The 19,008-nt window shown below is 68.7% G+C and carries 17 protein-coding genes; 6 read left to right on the plus strand and 11 right to left on the minus strand.

From position 1 onward, the window contains the following. Positions 1-7: 7 nt before the first annotated feature. From BKK81_RS14310 to BKK81_RS14335, 6 genes are all read right to left on the minus strand, one after another. On the minus strand, positions 8-1,738 hold the full coding sequence (locus BKK81_RS14310; RefSeq protein WP_071016473.1) for an ABC transporter substrate-binding protein: 1,731 nt from the start codon (positions 1,736-1,738) through the stop codon (positions 8-10). Between the two features lie 167 nt (positions 1,739-1,905). Further along, on the minus strand, positions 1,906-2,214 hold the full coding sequence (locus BKK81_RS14315) for a DUF2160 domain-containing protein (protein ID WP_071014148.1): 309 nt from the start codon (positions 2,212-2,214) through the stop codon (positions 1,906-1,908). A 15-nt stretch (positions 2,215-2,229) separates the two neighbouring features. Then, positions 2,230-3,051 carry a carbohydrate ABC transporter permease gene (locus tag BKK81_RS14320; protein ID WP_071014150.1) on the minus strand — a complete coding sequence of 274 codons (822 nt, stop codon included), beginning with the start codon at positions 3,049-3,051 and terminating at the stop codon, positions 2,230-2,232. Next, positions 3,044-3,937 (minus strand): carbohydrate ABC transporter permease, encoded by an 894-nt coding sequence (locus BKK81_RS14325; protein ID WP_071014153.1) that lies wholly within the window; start codon positions 3,935-3,937, stop codon positions 3,044-3,046. The genes BKK81_RS14320 and BKK81_RS14325 overlap by 8 nt, the downstream gene beginning before the upstream one ends. Beyond that, complete coding sequence (locus BKK81_RS14330) at positions 3,934-5,040, minus strand: ABC transporter ATP-binding protein (protein WP_071016475.1); 1,107 nt, start codon at positions 5,038-5,040, stop codon at positions 3,934-3,936. Before BKK81_RS14330 ends, BKK81_RS14325 begins: the two co-directional genes overlap by 4 nt. A gap of 1 nt (position 5,041) precedes the next feature. After that, on the minus strand, positions 5,042-6,157 hold the full coding sequence (locus BKK81_RS14335; RefSeq protein ID WP_071014155.1) for an ABC transporter ATP-binding protein: 1,116 nt from the start codon (positions 6,155-6,157) through the stop codon (positions 5,042-5,044). 181 nt (positions 6,158-6,338) lie between these two features. Between BKK81_RS14335 and BKK81_RS14340 the strand changes: the two genes are divergently transcribed. After that, complete coding sequence (locus BKK81_RS14340; protein WP_071014158.1) at positions 6,339-7,109, plus strand: DeoR/GlpR family DNA-binding transcription regulator; 771 nt, start codon at positions 6,339-6,341, stop codon at positions 7,107-7,109. 109 nt (positions 7,110-7,218) lie between these two features. Here BKK81_RS14340 and purU read toward each other — a convergent pair whose 3' ends face one another. Beyond that, entirely contained in the window at positions 7,219-8,085 is an 867-nt protein-coding gene (gene purU / locus BKK81_RS14345; protein WP_071014160.1) for a formyltetrahydrofolate deformylase, read from the minus strand. Between the two features lie 50 nt (positions 8,086-8,135). Further along, positions 8,136-9,026 (minus strand): NUDIX hydrolase, encoded by an 891-nt coding sequence (locus tag BKK81_RS14350; protein ID WP_071016477.1) that lies wholly within the window; start codon positions 9,024-9,026, stop codon positions 8,136-8,138. A 54-nt stretch (positions 9,027-9,080) separates the two neighbouring features. On the opposite strand from BKK81_RS14350, the gene glpK reads away from it, so the two are divergent. The 4 genes from glpK to BKK81_RS14370 all read left to right on the plus strand — a co-directional run bounded on the left by glpK (position 9,081) and on the right by BKK81_RS14370 (position 13,367). Continuing rightward, complete coding sequence (gene glpK, locus BKK81_RS14355) at positions 9,081-10,652, plus strand: glycerol kinase GlpK (protein WP_071014162.1); 1,572 nt, start codon at positions 9,081-9,083, stop codon at positions 10,650-10,652. A gap of 84 nt (positions 10,653-10,736) precedes the next feature. Next, complete coding sequence (locus BKK81_RS14360; RefSeq protein WP_418235862.1) at positions 10,737-12,350, plus strand: glycerol-3-phosphate dehydrogenase/oxidase; 1,614 nt, start codon at positions 10,737-10,739, stop codon at positions 12,348-12,350. 153 nt (positions 12,351-12,503) lie between these two features. Further along, the gene (locus BKK81_RS14365; protein ID WP_071014167.1) at positions 12,504-12,878 is read left to right on the plus strand and encodes an MliC family protein; all 375 of its coding nucleotides are present in this window, start codon (positions 12,504-12,506) and stop codon (positions 12,876-12,878) included. Between the two features lie 102 nt (positions 12,879-12,980). Next, entirely contained in the window at positions 12,981-13,367 is a 387-nt protein-coding gene (locus BKK81_RS14370) for a hypothetical protein (RefSeq protein ID WP_071016479.1), read from the plus strand. A 33-nt stretch (positions 13,368-13,400) separates the two neighbouring features. On the opposite strand, the gene BKK81_RS14375 is transcribed toward BKK81_RS14370, so the two are convergent. From BKK81_RS14375 to BKK81_RS14380, 3 genes are all read right to left on the minus strand, one after another. Then, positions 13,401-13,628 (minus strand): hypothetical protein, encoded by a 228-nt coding sequence (locus tag BKK81_RS14375; protein WP_071016481.1) that lies wholly within the window; start codon positions 13,626-13,628, stop codon positions 13,401-13,403. 94 nt (positions 13,629-13,722) lie between these two features. Continuing rightward, the gene (locus BKK81_RS34340; protein ID WP_442873381.1) at positions 13,723-14,196 is read right to left on the minus strand and encodes a YXWGXW repeat-containing protein; all 474 of its coding nucleotides are present in this window, start codon (positions 14,194-14,196) and stop codon (positions 13,723-13,725) included. Between the two features lie 317 nt (positions 14,197-14,513). Further along, positions 14,514-14,717 (minus strand): hypothetical protein, encoded by a 204-nt coding sequence (locus BKK81_RS14380; RefSeq protein ID WP_071014169.1) that lies wholly within the window; start codon positions 14,715-14,717, stop codon positions 14,514-14,516. A 389-nt stretch (positions 14,718-15,106) separates the two neighbouring features. Here BKK81_RS14380 and BKK81_RS14385 point away from each other — a divergent pair, with 389 nt between their 5' ends. Then, a complete protein-coding gene (locus BKK81_RS14385; RefSeq protein WP_071014172.1) occupies positions 15,107-18,907 on the plus strand; it encodes a response regulator in 3,801 nt (1,266 codons plus the stop codon). Positions 18,908-19,008 lie beyond the last annotated feature (101 nt).

Below are 19,008 nucleotides of genomic sequence, written 5' to 3' on the forward strand. Positions count from 1 at the left end.
CCGGGGCTCAGCGCACCCGCCCTTCCTTCCATGCCTGCAGCAGCTTGTCGTAGGCGATGGTTTCACCCTTGGGCTTCTCGTTGGACAGCTTCTGCCAAGGCGCATGCTCGCTCGACAGCCATTTGGCCGGATCCTCCTTCGGGTTGAGCTTGGGCGCGCAGTTCGCCATGCCGGCGCGCTGCAGCCGCCCCATCACCTGCTCCATCTCGTCGGCGAGGTTGTCCATCGCGGCCTGCGGCGTCTTCTCGCCGGTGACAGCCGTGGCCACGTTCTTCCACCAGAGCTGCGCGAGCTTCGGATAGTCGGGCACGTTGGTGCCGGTCGGCGTCCATGCCACCCGCGCCGGGCTGCGGTAGAACTCGATCAGGCCGCCGTACTTGGCCGCGTTCTTGGTCAGGTACTCGTGGTGGATATCGCTGTCTCGGATGAAGGTCAGCCCGGTCAGCGATTTCTTCAGCGACACCGTCTTCGAGGTCACGAACTGCGCGTACAGCCAGGCCGCGGCGAGGCGGTTGGGATCGGTGTTCTTGAAGAAGGTCCAGGAGCCCACGTCCTGGTAGCCGTTCTGCATGCCCTGCTTCCAGTACGGGCCGTAGGGCGACGGCGCCATGCGCCACTTCGGGCTGCCGTCGGCATTGACCACCGGCAGGCCCTTCTTGGTCATGTCGGCCGTGAACGCGGTGTACCAGAACACCTGCTGCGCGATCTGCCCCTGCGCCGGCACCGGGCCCGCTTCCGAGAAGGTCATGCCCATCGCCTGCGGTGGCGCGTACTTCTTCATCCAGTCGATGTACTTGGTCAGCGCGTAGACCGCGGCCGGGCTGTTGGTGGCACCGCCACGCGCCACCGAGGCGCCCACCGGCGTGCACTTGTCCGCGGCCACGCGGATGCCCCACTCGTCGACCGGCAAGCCGTTGGGCAGGCCCTTGTCGGCGGCACCGGCCATCGACAGCCAGGCGTCGGTGAAGCGCCAGCCGAGCGACGGGTCCTTCTTGCCGTAGTCCATGTGGCCGAAGACCTTCTTGCCGTCGATCTCCTTGACGTCGTTGGTGAAGAACTCGGCGATGTCCTCGTAGGCCGACCAGTTGGTCGGCACGCCCAGCTCGTAGCCGTACTTGGCCTTGAACTTGTCCTTCAGGTCCTGGCGCGCGAACCAGTCGGCGCGGAACCAGTACAGGTTGGCAAACTGCTGGTCGGGCAGCTGGTAGAGCTTGCCGTCGGGCGCAGTGGTGAACTTGGTGCCGATGAAGTCCTTGACGTCGAGTCCGGGGTTGGTCCACTCCTTGCCCGCGCCGCTCATGTAGTCGCTCAGCGGCAGGATGGCGCCGTAGCGGTAGTGCGTGCCGATCAGGTCGGAGTCGGAGATCCAGCCGTCATAGATGGACTTGCCCGACTGCATCGAGGTCTGCAGCTTCTCGACCACGTCGCCTTCCTGGATGATGTCGTGGGTCACCTTGATCCCGGTGATCTCCTCGAAGGCCTTGGCCAGGGTCTTCGATTCGTACTCGTGGGTCGTCAGCGTCTCCGATACCACGCTGATCTGCGTGACGCCCTTGGCCTTGAGTTTGGCGGCAGCGTCGATGAACCATTTCATCTCGGCGAGCTGCTTGTCCTTGGACAGCGAGGACGGCTGGAACTCGTTGTCGACCCACTTCTTGGCATCGGCTTCGCCGGCCCAGGCCGCGTGGCCGCAGGCCAGCGCCGCTGCGCAGGCGAACGCCGTCATGCCCAACTTCATCTGCACCTTCATGAACGCCTCCTCGTGACTCCCCCTTCCCGCTGTATCGTTGGACCGCGGCCCCGGGAAGGGACAAGCCGCCAGGCCCATTGGCTCGGATATCTCCACTCCACCCTGCTCCGCCGCGCCCTGCTCCGGCGCCGGCCGTGCGACCGCTGCCGCGGCGCTCAGCCCTTGCGCAGGATCAGCGCCAGCACCAGCATCGACACCACGAAGCTGATCCATACCGACGGCTCATCGGCCAGCGAGAACCAGCCCGCCATCTTCTCGCCCAGCCCGACCCAGGCCAGGTTGATCCAGGCGGCGCACATCAGCCCGATGAAGAGACGGTCGCCGCGCGTGGTCGCGATGGGCAGGAAACCCTTGCGCAGCACCGACGGCGCGCGCGTCTCCCACAGCGTCATGAGGGCCAGCATCACCACGATGCAGGAAAAGAAGACGGCCACCGGCGTGGTCCAGACCATCCAGCTGAACATGGACTTTCCTCCGCATCAGACGCGGCCCATCGCGAAGCCCTTCGCGATGTAGTGCCGCACGAACCAGATCACGATGCCGCCGGGCACGATGGTCAGCACACCGGCCGCGGCCAGCACGCCCCAGTCCATGCCGGATGCCGACACGGTGCGCGTCATGGTGGCGACGATGGGCTTGGCGTTGACCGAGGTCAGCGTGCGTGCCAGCAGCAGCTCGACCCAGCTGAACATGAAGCAGAAGAAGGCGGCCACGCCCACGCCTGCCTTGATCAGCGGCAGGAAGACGGTGAGGAAGAAGCGCGGGAAGGAGTAGCCGTCGACATAGGCCGTCTCGTCGATCTCGCGCGGCACGCCGGACATGAAGCCTTCCAGGATCCACACTGCCAGCGGCACGTTGAATACCAGGTGGGCGAGCGCCACGCCCAGGTGGGAATCCATCAGGCCGATGGTCGAGTAGAGCTGAAAGAAGGGTAGCAGGAACACCGCGGGCGGCGTCATGCGGTTGGTCAGCAGCCAGAAGAACACGTGCTTGTCGCCGATGAAGCGGTAGCGCGAGAACGCATAGGCCGCCGGCAGCGCGACCGTGATCGAGATCACGGTGTTCAGCGCCACATAGATCAGCGAGTTGATGTAGCCGGAATACCAGGAGGCATCGGTGAAGATGGTCCGGTAGTGCTCCAGCGTGAAGTCCACCGGCCATAGCGACAGCGTGGAGAGAATCTCCTCATTGGTCTTGAACGACATGTTCACCATCCAGTAGATCGGCACGATGGCGAACAGCAGGTAGACCAGCAGGAAGGCATTGCGCCACCAGGTGGCGTGCTGCTTGGCTTCAGGCATTGGGCATGTCCTCCGCACCGGCGGTGCCCGCGCGCTGCATCCAGTTGTACAGGACGAAGCACAGGAGCAGGATGATCAGGAAGTAGACGATGGAGAACGCGGCCGCGGGACCGAGATCGAACTGGCCGACGGCCTTCTGCGTCAGGTACTGCGACAGGAAGGTGGTAGCGTTGCCCGGCCCGCCGCCGGTCAGCACGAAGGGCTCGGTATAGATCATGAAGCTGTCCATGAAGCGCAGCAGCACGGCGATCATCAGCACGCCGCGCAGCTTGGGCAGCTGGATGTAGCGGAACACGGCCAGGCGGCTGGCGCCGTCGATCTTGGCTGCCTGGTAGTAGGCGTCGGGGATGGCGCGCAGTCCCGCGTAGCACAGCAGCGCGACCAGAGGTGTCCAGTGCCATACGTCCATCACCAGCACGGTCAGCCAGGCGTCGAGCGCACTGCCGGTGTAGTTGTAGGCGAAGCCCATGGCGTCGAGCGCGGCGCCCAGCAGGCCGATGTCGGTACGCCCGAAGATCTGCCAGATAGTACCCACCACGTTCCACGGAATCAGCAGCGACAGCGCGATGACCACCAGTACCGCCGACGCCTGCCAGCCCCTGGCCGGCATCGACAGGGCCAGCAGGATGCCCAGCGGGATCTCCACCAGCAGCACGGCCAGCGAGAATCCGACCTGCCGCAGCAGCGCGTCGTGCAGCTCGCTGTCGCGCAGCACGGTGGCGAACCACTCGGTGCCGACGAAGACCCGGCGCTCGGGCGAGATGATGTCCTGCACCGAGTAATTGACGATGGTCATCAGCGGCAGGATGGCCGAGAAGGCCACGCACAGCACCACCGGCACCACCAGCAGCCAGGCTTTCTGATTGACGGGCTTGAGCGTGCTCATGACACCAGTTCCTCGTTGACGTAGTAGCAGGTGTGGCGATGGAAGGCCGACAGCCAGGCGGTCTCGCCCGCGCGCAGCGCCGCCGCTTCGCCGCCCATGCGGGCGCGCAGCGTGGCGACCTTGCCGCCGGCTTCGTGCACGGCGGCGGTGACCAGCCAGTAGGTGCCGATGTCCTGGGCGCGCTCGACCACCACCGGCACCGCCTGCGGATCGTTGGCCGCGGCCAGCCGCAGGTACTCGGGGCGCACCCCGACCTTGAAGCTGCCTGCCGCCTGCAGCGCCTGGCCCAGCGCCGGCGCCAGCTCCGGCGTGTAGCGGCGGCCGCCCATCTCGATGGCGCCGTCGCGCCATTGCCCGACCAGGAAGTTCATGCCCGGCGAGCCGATGAAATGGCCGACGAAGGTGTGTGCCGGCCGTTCGAACAAGGCATCCGCCGGCCCCGCCTGCACGGTCTTGCCGCGCGACATCACCAGTACCTGGTCGGCAAAGGTCAGGGCCTCGGTCTGGTCATGCGTGACGTAGATCAGCGTCAGCTTGAACTCGTGGTGGATCTCCTTGAGCTTGCGCCGCAGTTGCCACTTCAGGTGCGGGTCGATCACCGTCAGCGGTTCGTCGAACAGGATCGCCGAGACGTCGTTGCGCACCAGGCCGCGGCCGAGCGAAATCTTCTGCTTGGCATCGGCAGCCAGCCCGCTGGCGCGCCGGTCCAGCCACGCCGACAGGTCCAGCATCTCGGCCACGCGCCCGACCCGCTCGCGCACCTGGTCCGGCGGCACGCCGCGGTTGCGCAGCGGGAAGGCGAGGTTCTCGCCGACCGTCATGGTGTCGTAGATGACGGGGAACTGGAACACCTGGGCGATATTGCGCTGCTGCGGCGTGGCGGCGGTGACGTCGCGCCCGTCGAAGGCGATGGTGCCGTGCGAAGGCCGCAGCAGCCCGGAGATGCAGTTCAGCAGCGTGGTCTTGCCGCAGCCCGAGGGACCCAGCAGCGCGTACGCGCCACCGTCCTCGAAGGTGAAGCGCAGCGGCAGCAGCGCGTAGTCTTCGTCGGCATGCGGCTGCGCCAGGTAGGAATGCGCGAGATCGAGATCGATGCGAGCCATGTCAGTATCCTCCCGCCGCGGCCACCGCCGCCGCCAGCGGTGCCGGCCGGCCGCCTGGCCGGCGCGGCGCATGGATGCGGCGCCCGGCCGTGTCGAACAGGTAGACCTGGTCCGGGTCGACATGCAGGGCGAGCTGGGCACCCAGTTCGAGATCGACCACGCCCGGGAACTGCGCCACCAGGTTGCCGACGGCGGTATCGACGTGGACGAAGGTGTCCGAGCCCGACAGTTCCGCCAGGGCGACGCGGCCAGGCACGCGGACCGCACCCGGCCCCGCTTCAAGCCGCAGCGCGCCGGCGCGCACGCCGACCGTCACCGGCCCGCCGTGCGCCATCGCGTCCGGCAGCGGCAGCACGATGTCGCCGCCCAGCGCCACGCGCCCGCCATGCAGTTCACCGGGCAGCAGGTTCATCGGCGGATCGCTGAACGCGCGCGCCACGCGCAGGGAGTCGGGATAGTGGAACACCTCCGGCGTAGGCCCGTACTGCAGCAGTTCGCCGGCATCGAGCACGGCAGTGTGGCCGCCCAGCAGCAGGGCCTCGGTCGGCTCCGTGGTGGCATAGATGACGGTGGCGTCGCCGTGGGCGAACAGCTGGCTGAGCTCTTCGCGAAGTTCCTCGCGCAGCTTGTAGTCGAGATTGACCAGCGGCTCGTCGAGCAGCATCAGCGGCGCGTCCTTGGCGAGCGCGCGCGCCAGCGCCACGCGCTGCTGCTGGCCGCCGGACAGCTCGGACGGAAAGCGCTCGAGCAGGTGGTCGATGTGCAGGCGCTGCGCCAGCGAGCGGACCCGCGCAGCGATATCGGCGCCGCCGCGCAAGCGCAGCGGCGAGGCGATGTTGTCGAATACCCGCATCGACGGGTAGTTGATGAATTGCTGGTAGACCATCGACACATTGCGCTGGCGCACCGGCACGCCGGTCACGTCCACGCCGTCGACCAGGACCTTGCCGGCGCTCGGCCTGTCAAGTCCAGCCATCACCCTCATCAAGGAGGTCTTGCCGGCCTGGGTGGCCCCCAGCAGAATCGTGACCGCACCCGCCACGGGTGCAATTGTCATCGGATAGAGATAGGCTTGCGACCCTGCCTGCTGCGCAATGCCTTCCAGTCTGAGCTGCATCCAGCCTCCTGCGCGCGCCGCCTCGCTGCTGGCGGCATTGATGTCTGCCTCGGTTTGCGCGGTCGGGCTCGCGCAAGATTCTTGTATTTCTGCTTCCCGCTCGTTTTAGCAAAGAAACGAAAGCAAAACAATCTTGCAGCGCATCATTTGTTTTCGTTTCTGATTGAACTAGAATGCGGGCATGACGCTCAATCCACGCCAAACCGCCCTGCTCGAAGAAGTCCGGACCCAGGGCTTCGCCTCGATCGAAGAACTCGCGCGCAAGTTCGGCGTGACGCTGCAGACCGTGCGGCGCGACGTCAACCTGCTGGCCGAAAACGGCATGCTGGCGCGCTTCCACGGCGGGGTTCGGGTCGAAGGCTCGACCATCGAGAACATCGCTTACCGGCAGCGCCAGGTGCTCAACGCCGAAGGCAAGGTGCGCATCGCGCGCGCGGTCGCGGCGGCGGTGCCGGAGGGCTGCTCGCTGATCCTGAACATCGGCACCACGGTCGAGGAGGTGGCACGCGCCCTGCTGCACCACCGGGGCCTGCGCGTCATCACCAACAACCTGAACGTGGCCAACATCCTGGCCGATAACCCCGACTGCGAGGTGATCGTCGCCGGCGGCGTGCTGCGCTCGCGCGATCGCGGCATCGTCGGCGAAGCCACGGTCGACTTCATCCGGCAGTTCAAGGTGGATATCGGCCTGATCGGCATCTCGGGCATCGAGGCCGACGGCACGCTGCGCGACTACGACTTCCGCGAGGTCAAGGTGGCGCGGACCATCATCGAGCACGCGCGCGAGATATGGCTGGCGGCGGATGCCAGCAAGTTCAACCGCCAGGCCATGGTGGAACTGGCCCACCTGTCGCAGATCGACCGGCTCTTCACCGACATGCCGCTGCAAGCGCCCTTCGACCGGATGCTGGCCGAAAGCGAGGTGAACTGTGTGGTCGCGGACCAGCCTTGAGGCGCGGGCCGGCGCCGGCCGCCTGGCGCGGCCGGGCGGCCGCGCGGGCAATGCGGGCGGCGCAGGGCGCGCCGTCCGGTCCCGGACGGATGGTCCGGGCGCCTGCCGCTTACTTGAAGACCACCGTCTTGTGGCCGTTGAGCAGGATGCGGTGTTCGGCGTGCCACTTGACCGCGCGTGCCAGCGCCACGCATTCCACGTCGCGGCCGACCGCGGTCAATTGCTCGGGATCCATGCTGTGATCGACACGCTCGATCTCCTGCTCGATGATCGGGCCTTCGTCCAGGTCGGCCGTCACGTAGTGGGCCGTGGCACCGATCAGCTTCACGCCGCGGTCGTGCGCCTGGTAATAGGGCTTGGCGCCCTTGAAGCTGGGCAGGAAGGAGTGGTGGATGTTGATCGCGCGGCCGGCCAGCTTGGTGCACAGATCGTCGGACAGCACCTGCATGTAGCGCGCCAGCACCACCAGGTCGATGTTCTGCTCGCGCACCACCTCGAACACCTTGCCCTCCTGGGCCAGCTTCTGCTCGCGCGAAGCGTTCATCAGCGGCAGGTGGAAGAAGGGAATGTCGTAGGACGCGGCGAGCTGGTAGAAGTCGCGGTGGTTCGACACGATCGCGGCGATCTCTACCGGCAGTCCGCCGGCCTTGGCGCGGAACAGCAGGTCGTTCAGGCAGTGGCCGATCTTGGACACCATGATCATCACGCGCGGCTTGACGCTGGCGTCGAACAGGTCCCACTGCATGGCAAACTGCTCGCCCACCGGCGCGAAGGCCGCCTTCAGCGCCGCCAGGTCGGGGCCGGCCGCGGGCGGGGTGAAATGCACGCGCATGAAGAAGCGGCCTGCGTACTCGTCGCCGTACTGAGCGGAGTCGACGATATTGCAGCCATGCTGGAACAGCAGGCCGGACACGGCATGCACGATGCCGGGCTGGTCAGGGCAGGAGATGGTGAGAATGAAACCGGTGTTGCTCATCGTGTTCTGTTCTTTGGGATGTCCGCCGGGCCGGCCGCGCAGCGCGCGGCTCACGCGCGGGATGTGCCGGAGGCCGCCCAGCCGCGGCGGCGGAGCGCATCCAGCGTCACCAGGGTCGCGTCGACCGTCATGGCGCCATCCGCCATGATAGCAAGCAATGGCCCCGGCTCGATAAGACGGTGCTCCGCCACTTCGCCGTCCCGATTGACCGGAATGAAGCCGGCCGGCAGCAGCAGGTCGTACGCATGGACGGCCTCCCACTGCACCCCCTCAGGTAATTCCCGCAGCACCTCGATCACCCCGCAGGCCTGCGCCTGCGCCGCCAGGTCGGGCGGGATGCCCGACTCCTCCTCGCACTCGCGCACCAGCGTGGCCAGCGGGTCGCTGCCATGGGGCATGCCGCCAGCCACCAGGTTATCCCACATGCCAGGGTCGACCGCCTTGGCGGGGCTGCGGCGCGCGATCCAGAAGCGGCGCCGGCCATCGCCATCGCCGACGATGCCGTTCATGTGCGAGGCGAAGGTCAGCAGGCCGAAGAAACGCGCCGCGGCGCGCTCGACCACGGCCAGCGCCGGCGCCTGCAACGCCGGCGTGACGGCGAACAGTTCGTCGCGCCAGCCGCGCACGTGGCCGGCGCCGGCCAGCCAGCGCGCCAGTTCGGCCAGCGCCGCCGAGCGCGCGGCGAAATCCGTGCAGCGCGGCAGCAGCGCGACCTCGTGCGCGCCCCTTGCCTCCAGCGCGGCGGGCACGGTCGGCTGGGCCAGCAGGATCTCGGCATGGGCGCGCGGCAGCCAGCCGACCTGGCTGGCGCCCACCATCAGCCGCAGGTGGGCGGCGGCATCGAAGCGGCTGCGCGCCGCCAGCGCGGCCTCGATGCGGGCGACCGCGTCGGTGCCGGCCGGGGAATCGGGAAGCTTGGACAAATTGACTGCCTCTTTCATGAAACGCGCGCCGCGCACTGGCGCGAACGCTCAGGACTTCACAGGACCGCTTGCATGACGCAAAGCACGACGCCATCGCAAACCCCGAACCCCGCCGGCCTGCCGCAGGGACAGCCACGCTACGTGCTGGCACTAGACCAGGGCACCAGCAGTTCGCGCGCCATCCTGTTCGACCATTTCGGCAACGTGGTGCGGCTGGCCCAGCGGGAATTCCGCCAGTATTATCCACACCCCGGCCATGTCGAGCACGATCCCTACGAGATCTGGCAATCGCAGCTCGCCGTGGCGCATGAGGTGCTGAACGACGCCGGCGTCTCCGCCAGCCAGCTCCATGCCATCGGCATCACCAACCAGCGCGAAACCACCGTGCTGTGGGACCGCGCCACCGGCGAGCCGGTCGGCCGTGCGCTGGTCTGGCAGGACCGGCGCACCGCGCCGATGTGCGAGGCGCTGGTGGCCTCGGGCCACGGCGAATTGTTCCGCGAGCGTACCGGCCTGATCGTCGACGCCTATTTCTCCGGCACCAAGCTGCGCTGGATGCTCGACCACATCGAGGGTGCGCGCGCACGCGCCGAGCGCGGCGAACTCGCCTTCGGCACCGTCGACGCCTGGCTCGTCTGGCAGCTCACCGACGGCGCGCGCCACGTCACCGACGTGTCGAATGCGTCCCGCACCATGCTGTTCAATATCCATCGCTTCGCCTGGGACGACGAGTTGCTCGCCCTGCTCGACATCCCGCGCAGCGTGCTGCCCGAGGTCGTACCTTCGAGCGGCGAGGTCGCGCGTACGGCATCCCGGCTGTTTGGCGCCGAAGTGCCGATCGCCGGCATCGCCGGCGACCAGCAGGCCGCCACCTTCGGCCAGGCCTGCCTGTCGCCCGGCATGGCCAAGAACACCTATGGCACCGGGTGTTTCCTGCTGATGAATACCGGCAGCCAGCCGGTGACGTCGCACAACCGCCTGCTGACCACGGTGGGCTGGCGCTTCGGCGAGCGCACCGTCTACTGCCTGGAAGGCGGGGTCTTCATGGGCGGCGCCACCATCCAGTGGCTGCGCGACGGCCTGCAGATCATCCGGAGCGCAGCGGAAGTGGAACCGCTGGCACGCCAGTGCGAAGACACCGGCGGCGTCGTGCTGGTGCCGGCCTTCGCCGGCCTGGGGGCTCCGCACTGGGACGCGTTCGCGCGTGGCACCCTGGTCGGCATGACGCGCGGCACCGGACGCCCGCAGATCGCGCGCGCCGCGCTGGAGTCGATCGCCCTGCAGAGCGTGGACGTGCTCGACGCCATGCAGAAGGATGCCGGCATCTCCCTGGCCGAACTGCGCGTGGACGGCGGCGCCTCGCGCAGCGACCTGCTGATGCAGATGCAGGCCGACCTGCTGGGCACGACCGTGGTGCGCCCGCGCGTGACCGAGACCACGGCGCTGGGCGCGGCCTACCTGGCCGGCCTGGCCACCGGCTACTGGCAGGACGAAGGCGAGATCAGCCGGCAATGGCAGGTCGAGCAGCGCTTCGAGCCGCGCCTGTCGGCCGACGCGCGCGCGCAGCACCTGGCGCGCTGGCACCGCGCCGTGGATCGTGCCCGCGACTGGGCCCGCGAGGACTTGGCCGACGGCACGCCATGACCCTCTCCCGGCACCGCACCCTCACCTGCGGCGCGCGGCCGGGAAGCAACCCGCACTCCCCGAAGATTGACCCGTTTTGAACCTGTGACCATGCCAACGCCTTTCACCCAGATCCTGCCCCCTGCCCGCGCCGACCTGCTCGCCGGCCTCGCGCGCGAACCGCGCTGGGACGTGATCGTCATCGGTGGCGGCGCCACCGGCCTGGGCACGGCCGTCGACGCAGCCTCGCGCGGCTACCGCACGCTGCTGGTCGAGGCCGCGGACTTCGCCAAAGGCACCTCCAGCAAGGCCACCAAGCTCGTGCACGGGGGCGTGCGCTACCTCGCGCAGGGCAATATCAGCCTGGTGCGTGAGGCCTTGCACGAACGCGGCCTGCTGGCCCGCAACGCACCGCACCTGGTGTGGCCGCTCGGCTTCGTCGTGCCGGCCTACCAGATGCTGGACCAGCCCTTCTACGGCATCGGCCTCAAGGTCTACGACATGCTCGCGGGCAACCTCAAGCTGGCCGGCAGCCGCTGGCTGAACCACCGCGAGACGCTGGCCGCCGCGCCCACGCTCGCCGAACACGTGGGCGGACGCCCGCTGCGCGGCGGCAACCTGTACTTCGACGGCCAGTTCGACGACGCACGGCTGGCGATCGCCCTGATGCGCACCCTCTTCGACGTGGGCGGCACCGCGGTCAACTACCTGCGCGTGACCGGCCTGCTGCAGCAAGGCGGCGCCGTCACCGGCGTCACCGTGCAGGACGCGCTCGGCGAGGCCTGCTTCGCCCTGCAGGCGAAGTGCGTGATCAACGCCACCGGCGTCTGGGTGGATGCCGTGCGCCGCATGGAGGACGGCCAGGCCCGCACCATGGTGGCGCCCAGCCAGGGCGTGCACCTGACGCTGCCGCGCAGCTTCCTGCCCGGCCAGGACGCCATCCTGATCCCGCGCACCGACGACGGCCGGGTACTGTTCGTGGTGCCCTGGAACGGCCACACCATCGTCGGCACCACCGACACCCCGCGCCAGGACCTGCCGCTCGAACCGCGCGCCGCCGGCGACGACGTCGACTTCATCCTGGAAACGGCGGCGCGCTACCTGTCCCGCTCGCCCACTCGCGCCGACGTCACCAGCGTCTGGGCCGGGCTGCGCCCGCTGGTCAAGGCGACCGGGGAAAACACCACCGCATCGCTGTCGCGCGAGCACACCATCCTGGTCTCCAAGGGCGGCCTGATCACCGTGACCGGCGGCAAGTGGACCACCTATCGCAAGATGGCGGAGGACGTGGTGGACACCGCCATCCAGCGCGGGCTGGTGGCGCGCGCTGCGCCCTGCATCACGACGGAACTGGCGTTGCATGGCGCACAGGGCCTGCCGGCCGACCTGCCGGCATCCGGCAGCGGCTCACCCGATCGCTATTACGGCAACGAATTGGGAGCCTTGCGCGCACTGCCTGGCCAGGACGAGGTGCTGATGGCGGGCTCCGGGCTGACCGCCGCCCACGTCCGCTTCGCCGCGCGCCACGAAATGGCGCGGCGCGTCGAGGACGTGCTGGCGCGCCGCAATCGCGCCCTGTTCCTCGATGCGCGTGGCGCCAGCGCGGCCGCGCCGCGCGTGGCGGCCATCCTGGCCGAGGAACTGCAGCACGATGCTGCCTGGCAAACCCGCGAAGTGGAGGACTTCCGCAAGCTCGCCTCGGGTTATATGCTCGACTGAGTACCGCGCCTCCCCGGCCGCCGACAGCGCCGCCCCGACTGCAGGCCCCGACTGCGCGAGCGCCCCGGGGAGCGGGCGGCGGGAAGCCTTCGGCGCCCGCTCCGCTGTGCCCTGCCTGCCCCCTGCCCATCACCCTGCCTCGAGGAATCCGACATGTCAGCCAGCCTTTCCCGCCTGCTCGCCAGCGCTGCCGCCCTGGGCGCGCTGCTCGCCGCCCTGCCACTGGCCGCCGCGGCGCGGCCAGGCATCGACGGCGTGCGCTTCGAGCCGCCGCGAACGGTGCACTACCGCTGCGACGAAGGAAAGTCGCTGACCGCACGCTACTTCAACAGCGCGGACAACCAGATCGCCATCCTCCGGCTGGACGGCAAGCCGCTGCTGTTCGCCAGCGTGCTGACCGGCTCCGGCGCGCGCTATGCGGCCGGGCCCTACCAATGGATCACCAAGGGAGACGAAGGCCGGCTGGAGGACCTGCGCGGCGGGGACGGCGCCCCGGCGCCCTACGCCAACTGCAAGGCCGCGCGCTAGCGGCAGCGCCGCCGCCCGCCCATGGCGGCGGCAGGCGTGGCGCATGGACGGTCTCCCGGGCGATAATGCGGGTATTGCATCAGGGAGAATGACATGGAAGACATGGACGAGATTGACGATCTGTCCGACCTGCCGATGCCCCGCTTCATCTGGGGCTTCGCCATCGCTACCGGCAAGGGTGGCGAGATCATGCACGACGAGTTCGAGTACCTCACGCACACCCGCAGCCCGCGCTTCACCTGCCGCGTGGTGGAACTTGAGGACATGCCGGGCGATGGCGAAGAAGGCGGCATCGATGGCCGCATCGTGCATTACGACGAGCCGCGCCGCCTGTTCTATATCACCGATGCGGGCATGGCGCTGGTGAACTTCGAGCTGTTCGACAAGCTGCCTGAGCGGCAGAAGCTCAAGCGTGTCTGCGACGAGGCGATCGCCAACTGGATGCAGCGCCGCGAATTCCTCGACAGCGAGGGCGATGACGAGGAATGAGTGTTGCCCCTGGCGCCAGCGCCAGGGCACCGATCACGCGTCGCGCACCACGATCAGCGTGGCGGCGACGCGCTGGATATCTTCATAGACCGGCATCGCCGAGGCCGGCCCGGTGCAGCTGACGCCGGTGGCCTGGTGCGCGTCCGCACCGGCCGGATGGAAGACGAAGGCCATGCCCGGCCGCCAGCCCGGATGGTTGCGCAGGCTCTCATTGAGGATGTCGAGGTACTGCTCACGCGAAAAGACGTGCTTTGCCGGCATGCCCATCTCCGAGGGTTTCGGAGGATCGTACCATGCCGCGATGTGCGGACATCCCGCCGCGCCGGCACTTGCCAGGCCGGCCGGGCAGGCCGTTTCAGCCGTGGTCCCGGCGCCCGCCGTCGTGCGGGCCGTGGCCGTCCCAGTCGCGGCGTTGATCATCACGGCGTTGATCATCACGGCGGCGGTCGTCGTGCCGGTAGTCGTCATGACGTTCCGGACCGCGTTGCGGCTCCGCACGGCCGCCCCAACCCCCGCGCACCAGCACCCAGCCTTCTGGACGATGCTCCCAGCGCGGCGGCGCGTAGGCATAGCCGGGCCGCTCCGCCTCCCAGTGTCCGGCCTGCCAGGCGTGCCGGTGGTACCCGGCATCCCAGTCCCAGAAGCCAGGCACCCAGATAAATCCGGGACGCGGAGCCGGCACCGCCTCGTAGACAGGCGCCGGCGGGGGCGCGCCGATGGTGACGTTGACGGAAACCTGTGCCATCGCGGCAGGTGCCGTGGCAAGGCCACAGGCCAGGGTCGTGGCGCAGGCAAGGCCAAGCGCGGCGCGGCGGACGAAACGGTTCACGAAGATCCTTTCCCATGCAGGGCGAGACGAACTGGGCGCCAGTCTATGCGTCGGCCCCGCGACAGTCTGTAAGAAAGGGTTTCCTTGCATTTCAAGGCCGCCCTCCGCTGCGACGGCCGATGTCCTGAGCCTTGAATCCGTTGATGAACTCGGCCTGCTGAGAGAAGTCTGACAAGCGCCTGCCAAGAGGTCGCGCAAGGCCTGCAACGTGGCGCTGCAAGCGCTGAAGCCTGGCAAGCCTGCGTCACTGCAAAGCGCGCAGCCCCTCGGCGGGCTTAGTCGACGAATTCGTGCTTCAGCACGAATGACGCAGTGGACTAGTGGTCCGCCGCCATGGCGCGCAACTGCGCCTCGCCTGCGACGCGGGCCGCGTCCGCCGTGGTGAAGGTGTCGTCCGACACGATCGTCCGTTTGAGCAGCCTCGCTTCGAAATCCACCAGTGCGATCACCCAGACATAGCGCCCGGCCTGGGGTGCGGTCTGCACCAGCGCGCTCAGGCGCGGCTTGGAATCCGTTGTCATCTTGCCCTCCTCCGCAGCGTGCCGGATCCTGCCGGCATCGGGGGCCAGCACGAAGCCGGCGGACCTCGAATCGGAATATGCCTACATATATATAGGCACTAGCTGAGAAAACTGGTGAGTGCATTCCTCAGTTTTTTGGGCCTTCTCCTAATCACGGTCTGCGGCCATTGCGCGGCAAGCGGCACAAAGCTGAAATCTGGGCGATCTCTTCTGCCTGGCGTGACGGCTGGGCCAGCCACGAACCTTGCGAGCCGCCTTCATGCCCAGCCCAGCACTTGCCCCGCTCTCCCGGCCAGCCGCAGCTGCCGCCCCGTCCCGGGGCGAGGCCCGCGGCTGAACGGGCACGCCCCGCCCGGCCTCCTGCTCGATCCGGCCCGATCCCGCCCCGCATGCGATCCCCCCCGTCCTGGCCCCGCTTCGCGCGGTATGCGGCCACCTGGCTGTGGCTGGCCTGCTGCGCCTGCGGCGGCTGGTGCGCGCCGGCGACCACCCCGGCGCTGAAGCTGACCAGCAGCATCGGCGCGGACGCGGCATTGCGCCTGCCGCCCGCCCTGCAGGGATCACCGGTCCTGCGCGCCTATCGCACGGTCCGCGTCGGCTATGTCCGGCACACTTTCGTGCCCATCTACCTGAACCGCGCCGACAAGCTGTTCGAAGGCGTCCTGGCCGACTACCTGGCGGCGTTGGCGGCGATGAGCGGGCTGCGCTTCGAGATCACCGGCTTCGACACCGGCGCCCAGGCACGCCAGGCGCTCGAGGCCGGCGCCATCGACCTGCTGGCGGGGACCGCAGACGAGGCCGGCGACACGCTGTCCGCCACCTCCGCCTACTTCACGCACCGGCTGGCGGAAGTCCGTCGCACCGGCCCGGCGCGTCCGACCGCCACGCAGGTCATTGCCATCGCACGTGACAGCGTCGACCGCGACAGCCTCGCCCGGCACTATCGCGAGGCCCGCATCGAAGTCTTCCCCACCCAGTTGCTGGCGCTGGAAGCGGTCGCCTTCGGCCGCGCCGACCTCTTCATCGGCGTCGCGACAGGCGCCAACTACCTGATCGACCAGTTGCAACTGCTGCAGCTCGCGATCACCAATTTCGCGCCGTTCAGCGGTGCGCCATTCGTGCTGCTGGCCACGCCGCGCCAGCGCCCGCTGCTGCAGGCGATCGACATCCTGCTGCGCCACGTACCGATCCGCATCGCCGGTGACATCCAGCAGCGCTGGCTCGGCTCGGCCAGCCATTTCCGCGTCGCCCAGCAAGTGAACCTGTCCCCGGAAGAAGCCGCCTGGATCCGCGCCCACCCGCGCGTGCGCTTCGGCGCGGCCCGGTTCCTCGCTCCGTTCTCCTTTCTCGACCATCGCGATGCGAGCCCCACCGGCCTGTCGATGGACCTGCTGGCCGTGATCACCGCCCGCACCGGCCTGCAATTCGAACCGGTGCTCCTCGACAACGACGCCGACGGCTTCGCTGCCTTGGGCTCGGGCCGCATCGATCTGCTGCTGTCCGTGACCGCGACGGAGGAGCGGCGCCAGCACATGCTGTTCTCGACGCCTTACATGGAGTCGCTGTGGGTCATCACCACGCACGCCGATGAGCAGGGCATCCGGCAGGCCACCGACCTGGCCGGGCGGCGCGTCGGCGTACCCGGCAACACCCTCGGCACGCGCGGCTTGCTGCCCGATGGCGTGGCCGGGCGAGCCGCCAGCATCGCGGTGGCGCCTGACATGCTGGTCCTGTTCCGCTGGCTGCAGGAGCACAAGGTCGATGCCATCATCACCAACCTGACGAGTGCGAACTACCTGAACGCCACGCGCTTCGACGGGCAGTTCGCGGTGGCGGCAACCACCAGCGACTCCCCCTGGCCGATCAGTTTCGCCGCCGATTTCCGCTCCCCTGAACTGATCGGCATCATCGACAAGGTGCTCGACAGCGTCCCGCCGGAGGAGCTCGACGCCATCCGGCGTGACTGGAACGGCGCTCGCGTGGCAATCCCGCGCTACGGGCTGTCGGACCGCCAGACGCAAGGCCTGCTGCTGGGGCTGGCGGTGTCGCTGGGGCTGTTGTGCGCCGGCGGACTCTACCTCGGCTGGTCCTACTACACGCGGCGCCAGCAGGCCTTGCGGCTGCGCGACCAGCTGGAATTCCAGCGCACGCTGATCAACGGGCTGCCGTTCGCCGTCTTCGTGCGCGACGCACACGGCCGCCTGGCCAGCTGCAATCCGCACTACGCCGCCGCCTACGGCGACACGGCGGCCGCCCTGCTGGAGCGCGGGCGCGCGGACGATTGGGAGCGCGCGGGCAGCGGCGGCGCGCTCGATGCGCGCCTCGCCGCGCTGGCCCGCAGTGTCCGCGCCCAGCGCCGCGCCTGCATGACAGATTGCCACCTCGAGCACCGGGGCCAGGACGTCGACCTCTTTATCTGGCTGCTGCCGCTCTATGGCGCCGACCGCCGCTTCGACGGCGTGCTGGGCGGCTGGCTGGACATCACGGAACGCAAGCGCACCGAGCGTGAACTGCAGCAGGCCAAGCAGGCGGCCGATACCGCCAACCGTGCCAAGAGCACCTTCCTGGCCACCATCAGCCACGAGATCCGTACGCCGATGCACGCCATCCTGGGTACGCTCGAACTCGAGATCCGCTCGCGCAGACGGCCGGACAAGCACAGCCTGGTGGCGGTACAGCAGGCCGCCCAGTCGCTGCTGACCTTGATCAACGATATCCTCGACTACGCCAAGATCGAGGCCGGACAGCTGAGCCTGGACCCGCAGCCGGCCGATCCGCGCGAGGAGCTGGAGCGGCTGCTGTTGATCTACCGGCCGCTGGCGCACGAGAAGGGGCTGCAGTTCAAAGCCCACCTCGACGAAACGCTGCCGCCCGCGATCCGCATCGATGCCCTGCGCGTACGCCAGATCGTCGGCAACCTGCTCAGCAATGCCCTGAAGTTCACGCAGCACGGCCTCGTGGCCCTGGAGGTGCGATGGCAAGGCGGGCGTCCGGACGGCGGTACTCTGCATATCGCGGTGCGGGACACCGGAGCGGGCATCCGCGCGGACCAGCAGGCCTCGCTCTTCCTGCCCTTCCGCCAGGCCGGGCGCGACACCGGCAGCCGCTTCGGCGGCACCGGGCTGGGACTCTGGATCTGCCGCCAGTTGCTGGCGCAGATGCAGGGGCGCATCTGGCTGCGCAGCGAGTTCGGCCTGGGCACCGAGTTCTTCGTCGAGATCCCGGCCTCGCTGGCCGACCTGCCCTCTTCCGCAACCGGCCATGCGCTGCCGCCGGAGCCGCTGGCGACACCTGCCGGACTGCGCGCGCTGGTGGTCGACGACCATCCCGCCAACCGACAGCTACTGGTGCGCCAGCTCGGCTTCCTCGGGGTGGTGACGGTCCATACGGCGGCCGATGGGCGGGAAGCCCTGGAGATCCTGGCACACCACGAGACCGACCTGGTCATCACCGACTGCAATATGGCCGGCATGGACGGCTACGCGCTCGCGCGAAGCATCCGTGCCGATGCGCGCCTGCGCCATCTCTTCGTGATCGGCTGTACCGCCGACGCACGGCCGGAAGTCGCCCGGCAGGCCCAGGAGGCCGGCATGGACCGCTGCCTGGTGAAGCCGGCCGGCCTGGACGCCCTGCGCGCTCTGCTGCAGCAGGCCAGGCCCGGCTCCCCTCTTGCCGGCACCGCCCGCACGAGCACGTCCACCAGCACGTCCACCGGCACCGCCCCGCCCGGCAGCACGGCCAGGACACGGCGAAGCGGCACTCGCGAAGGCCATGCCCAGCGTGCGGCGCAGCGCGTGGGCGAGATCTTCACGGACGGCCCCGAGGCAGCCGCCTTCCTGCACCTGCTGCAGTCGACCAGCCACCAGTACCTCGGCGAGATCGAGCAAGCCATGGCTGCCGGCGCCCTGTCGAAGGCCGCGTCGGATGCACACAAGCTCAAGGGCGGCGCCGCCGTCATCGGCTTCGAACCCGTCCTTCTGGCCTGCGCGGAATTCGAGCAGGCCGTGTCGCACCGGGTGCCGCAGGAGACACCTGAGAGAACTCTACAGCCACTGCGAGTCGCCTGCGCTCACATGGACCGGCTGCTGGCCGCCTTGATCCGCTACGCCGAAAGCGGTAGAGCCGGACGCACCGGGCCGGCCGACGGCGAAGGCGCTGCCGGCAGGCCGGCAGTCAGCCGGACAGGCTGACTGCCGCACCGCGCAGCGGCAACATACTCTCCGGCGCCGCCTTGACCTGCGCTGCCGGGCACCATGACAATACCCGGTCGGTCGGCGCCCGCAGGCGTCGC

The sequence above is a fragment of the Cupriavidus sp. USMAHM13 genome (assembly GCF_001854285.1).
Taxonomy (GTDB): Bacteria; Pseudomonadota; Gammaproteobacteria; order Burkholderiales; family Burkholderiaceae; genus Cupriavidus; species Cupriavidus malaysiensis.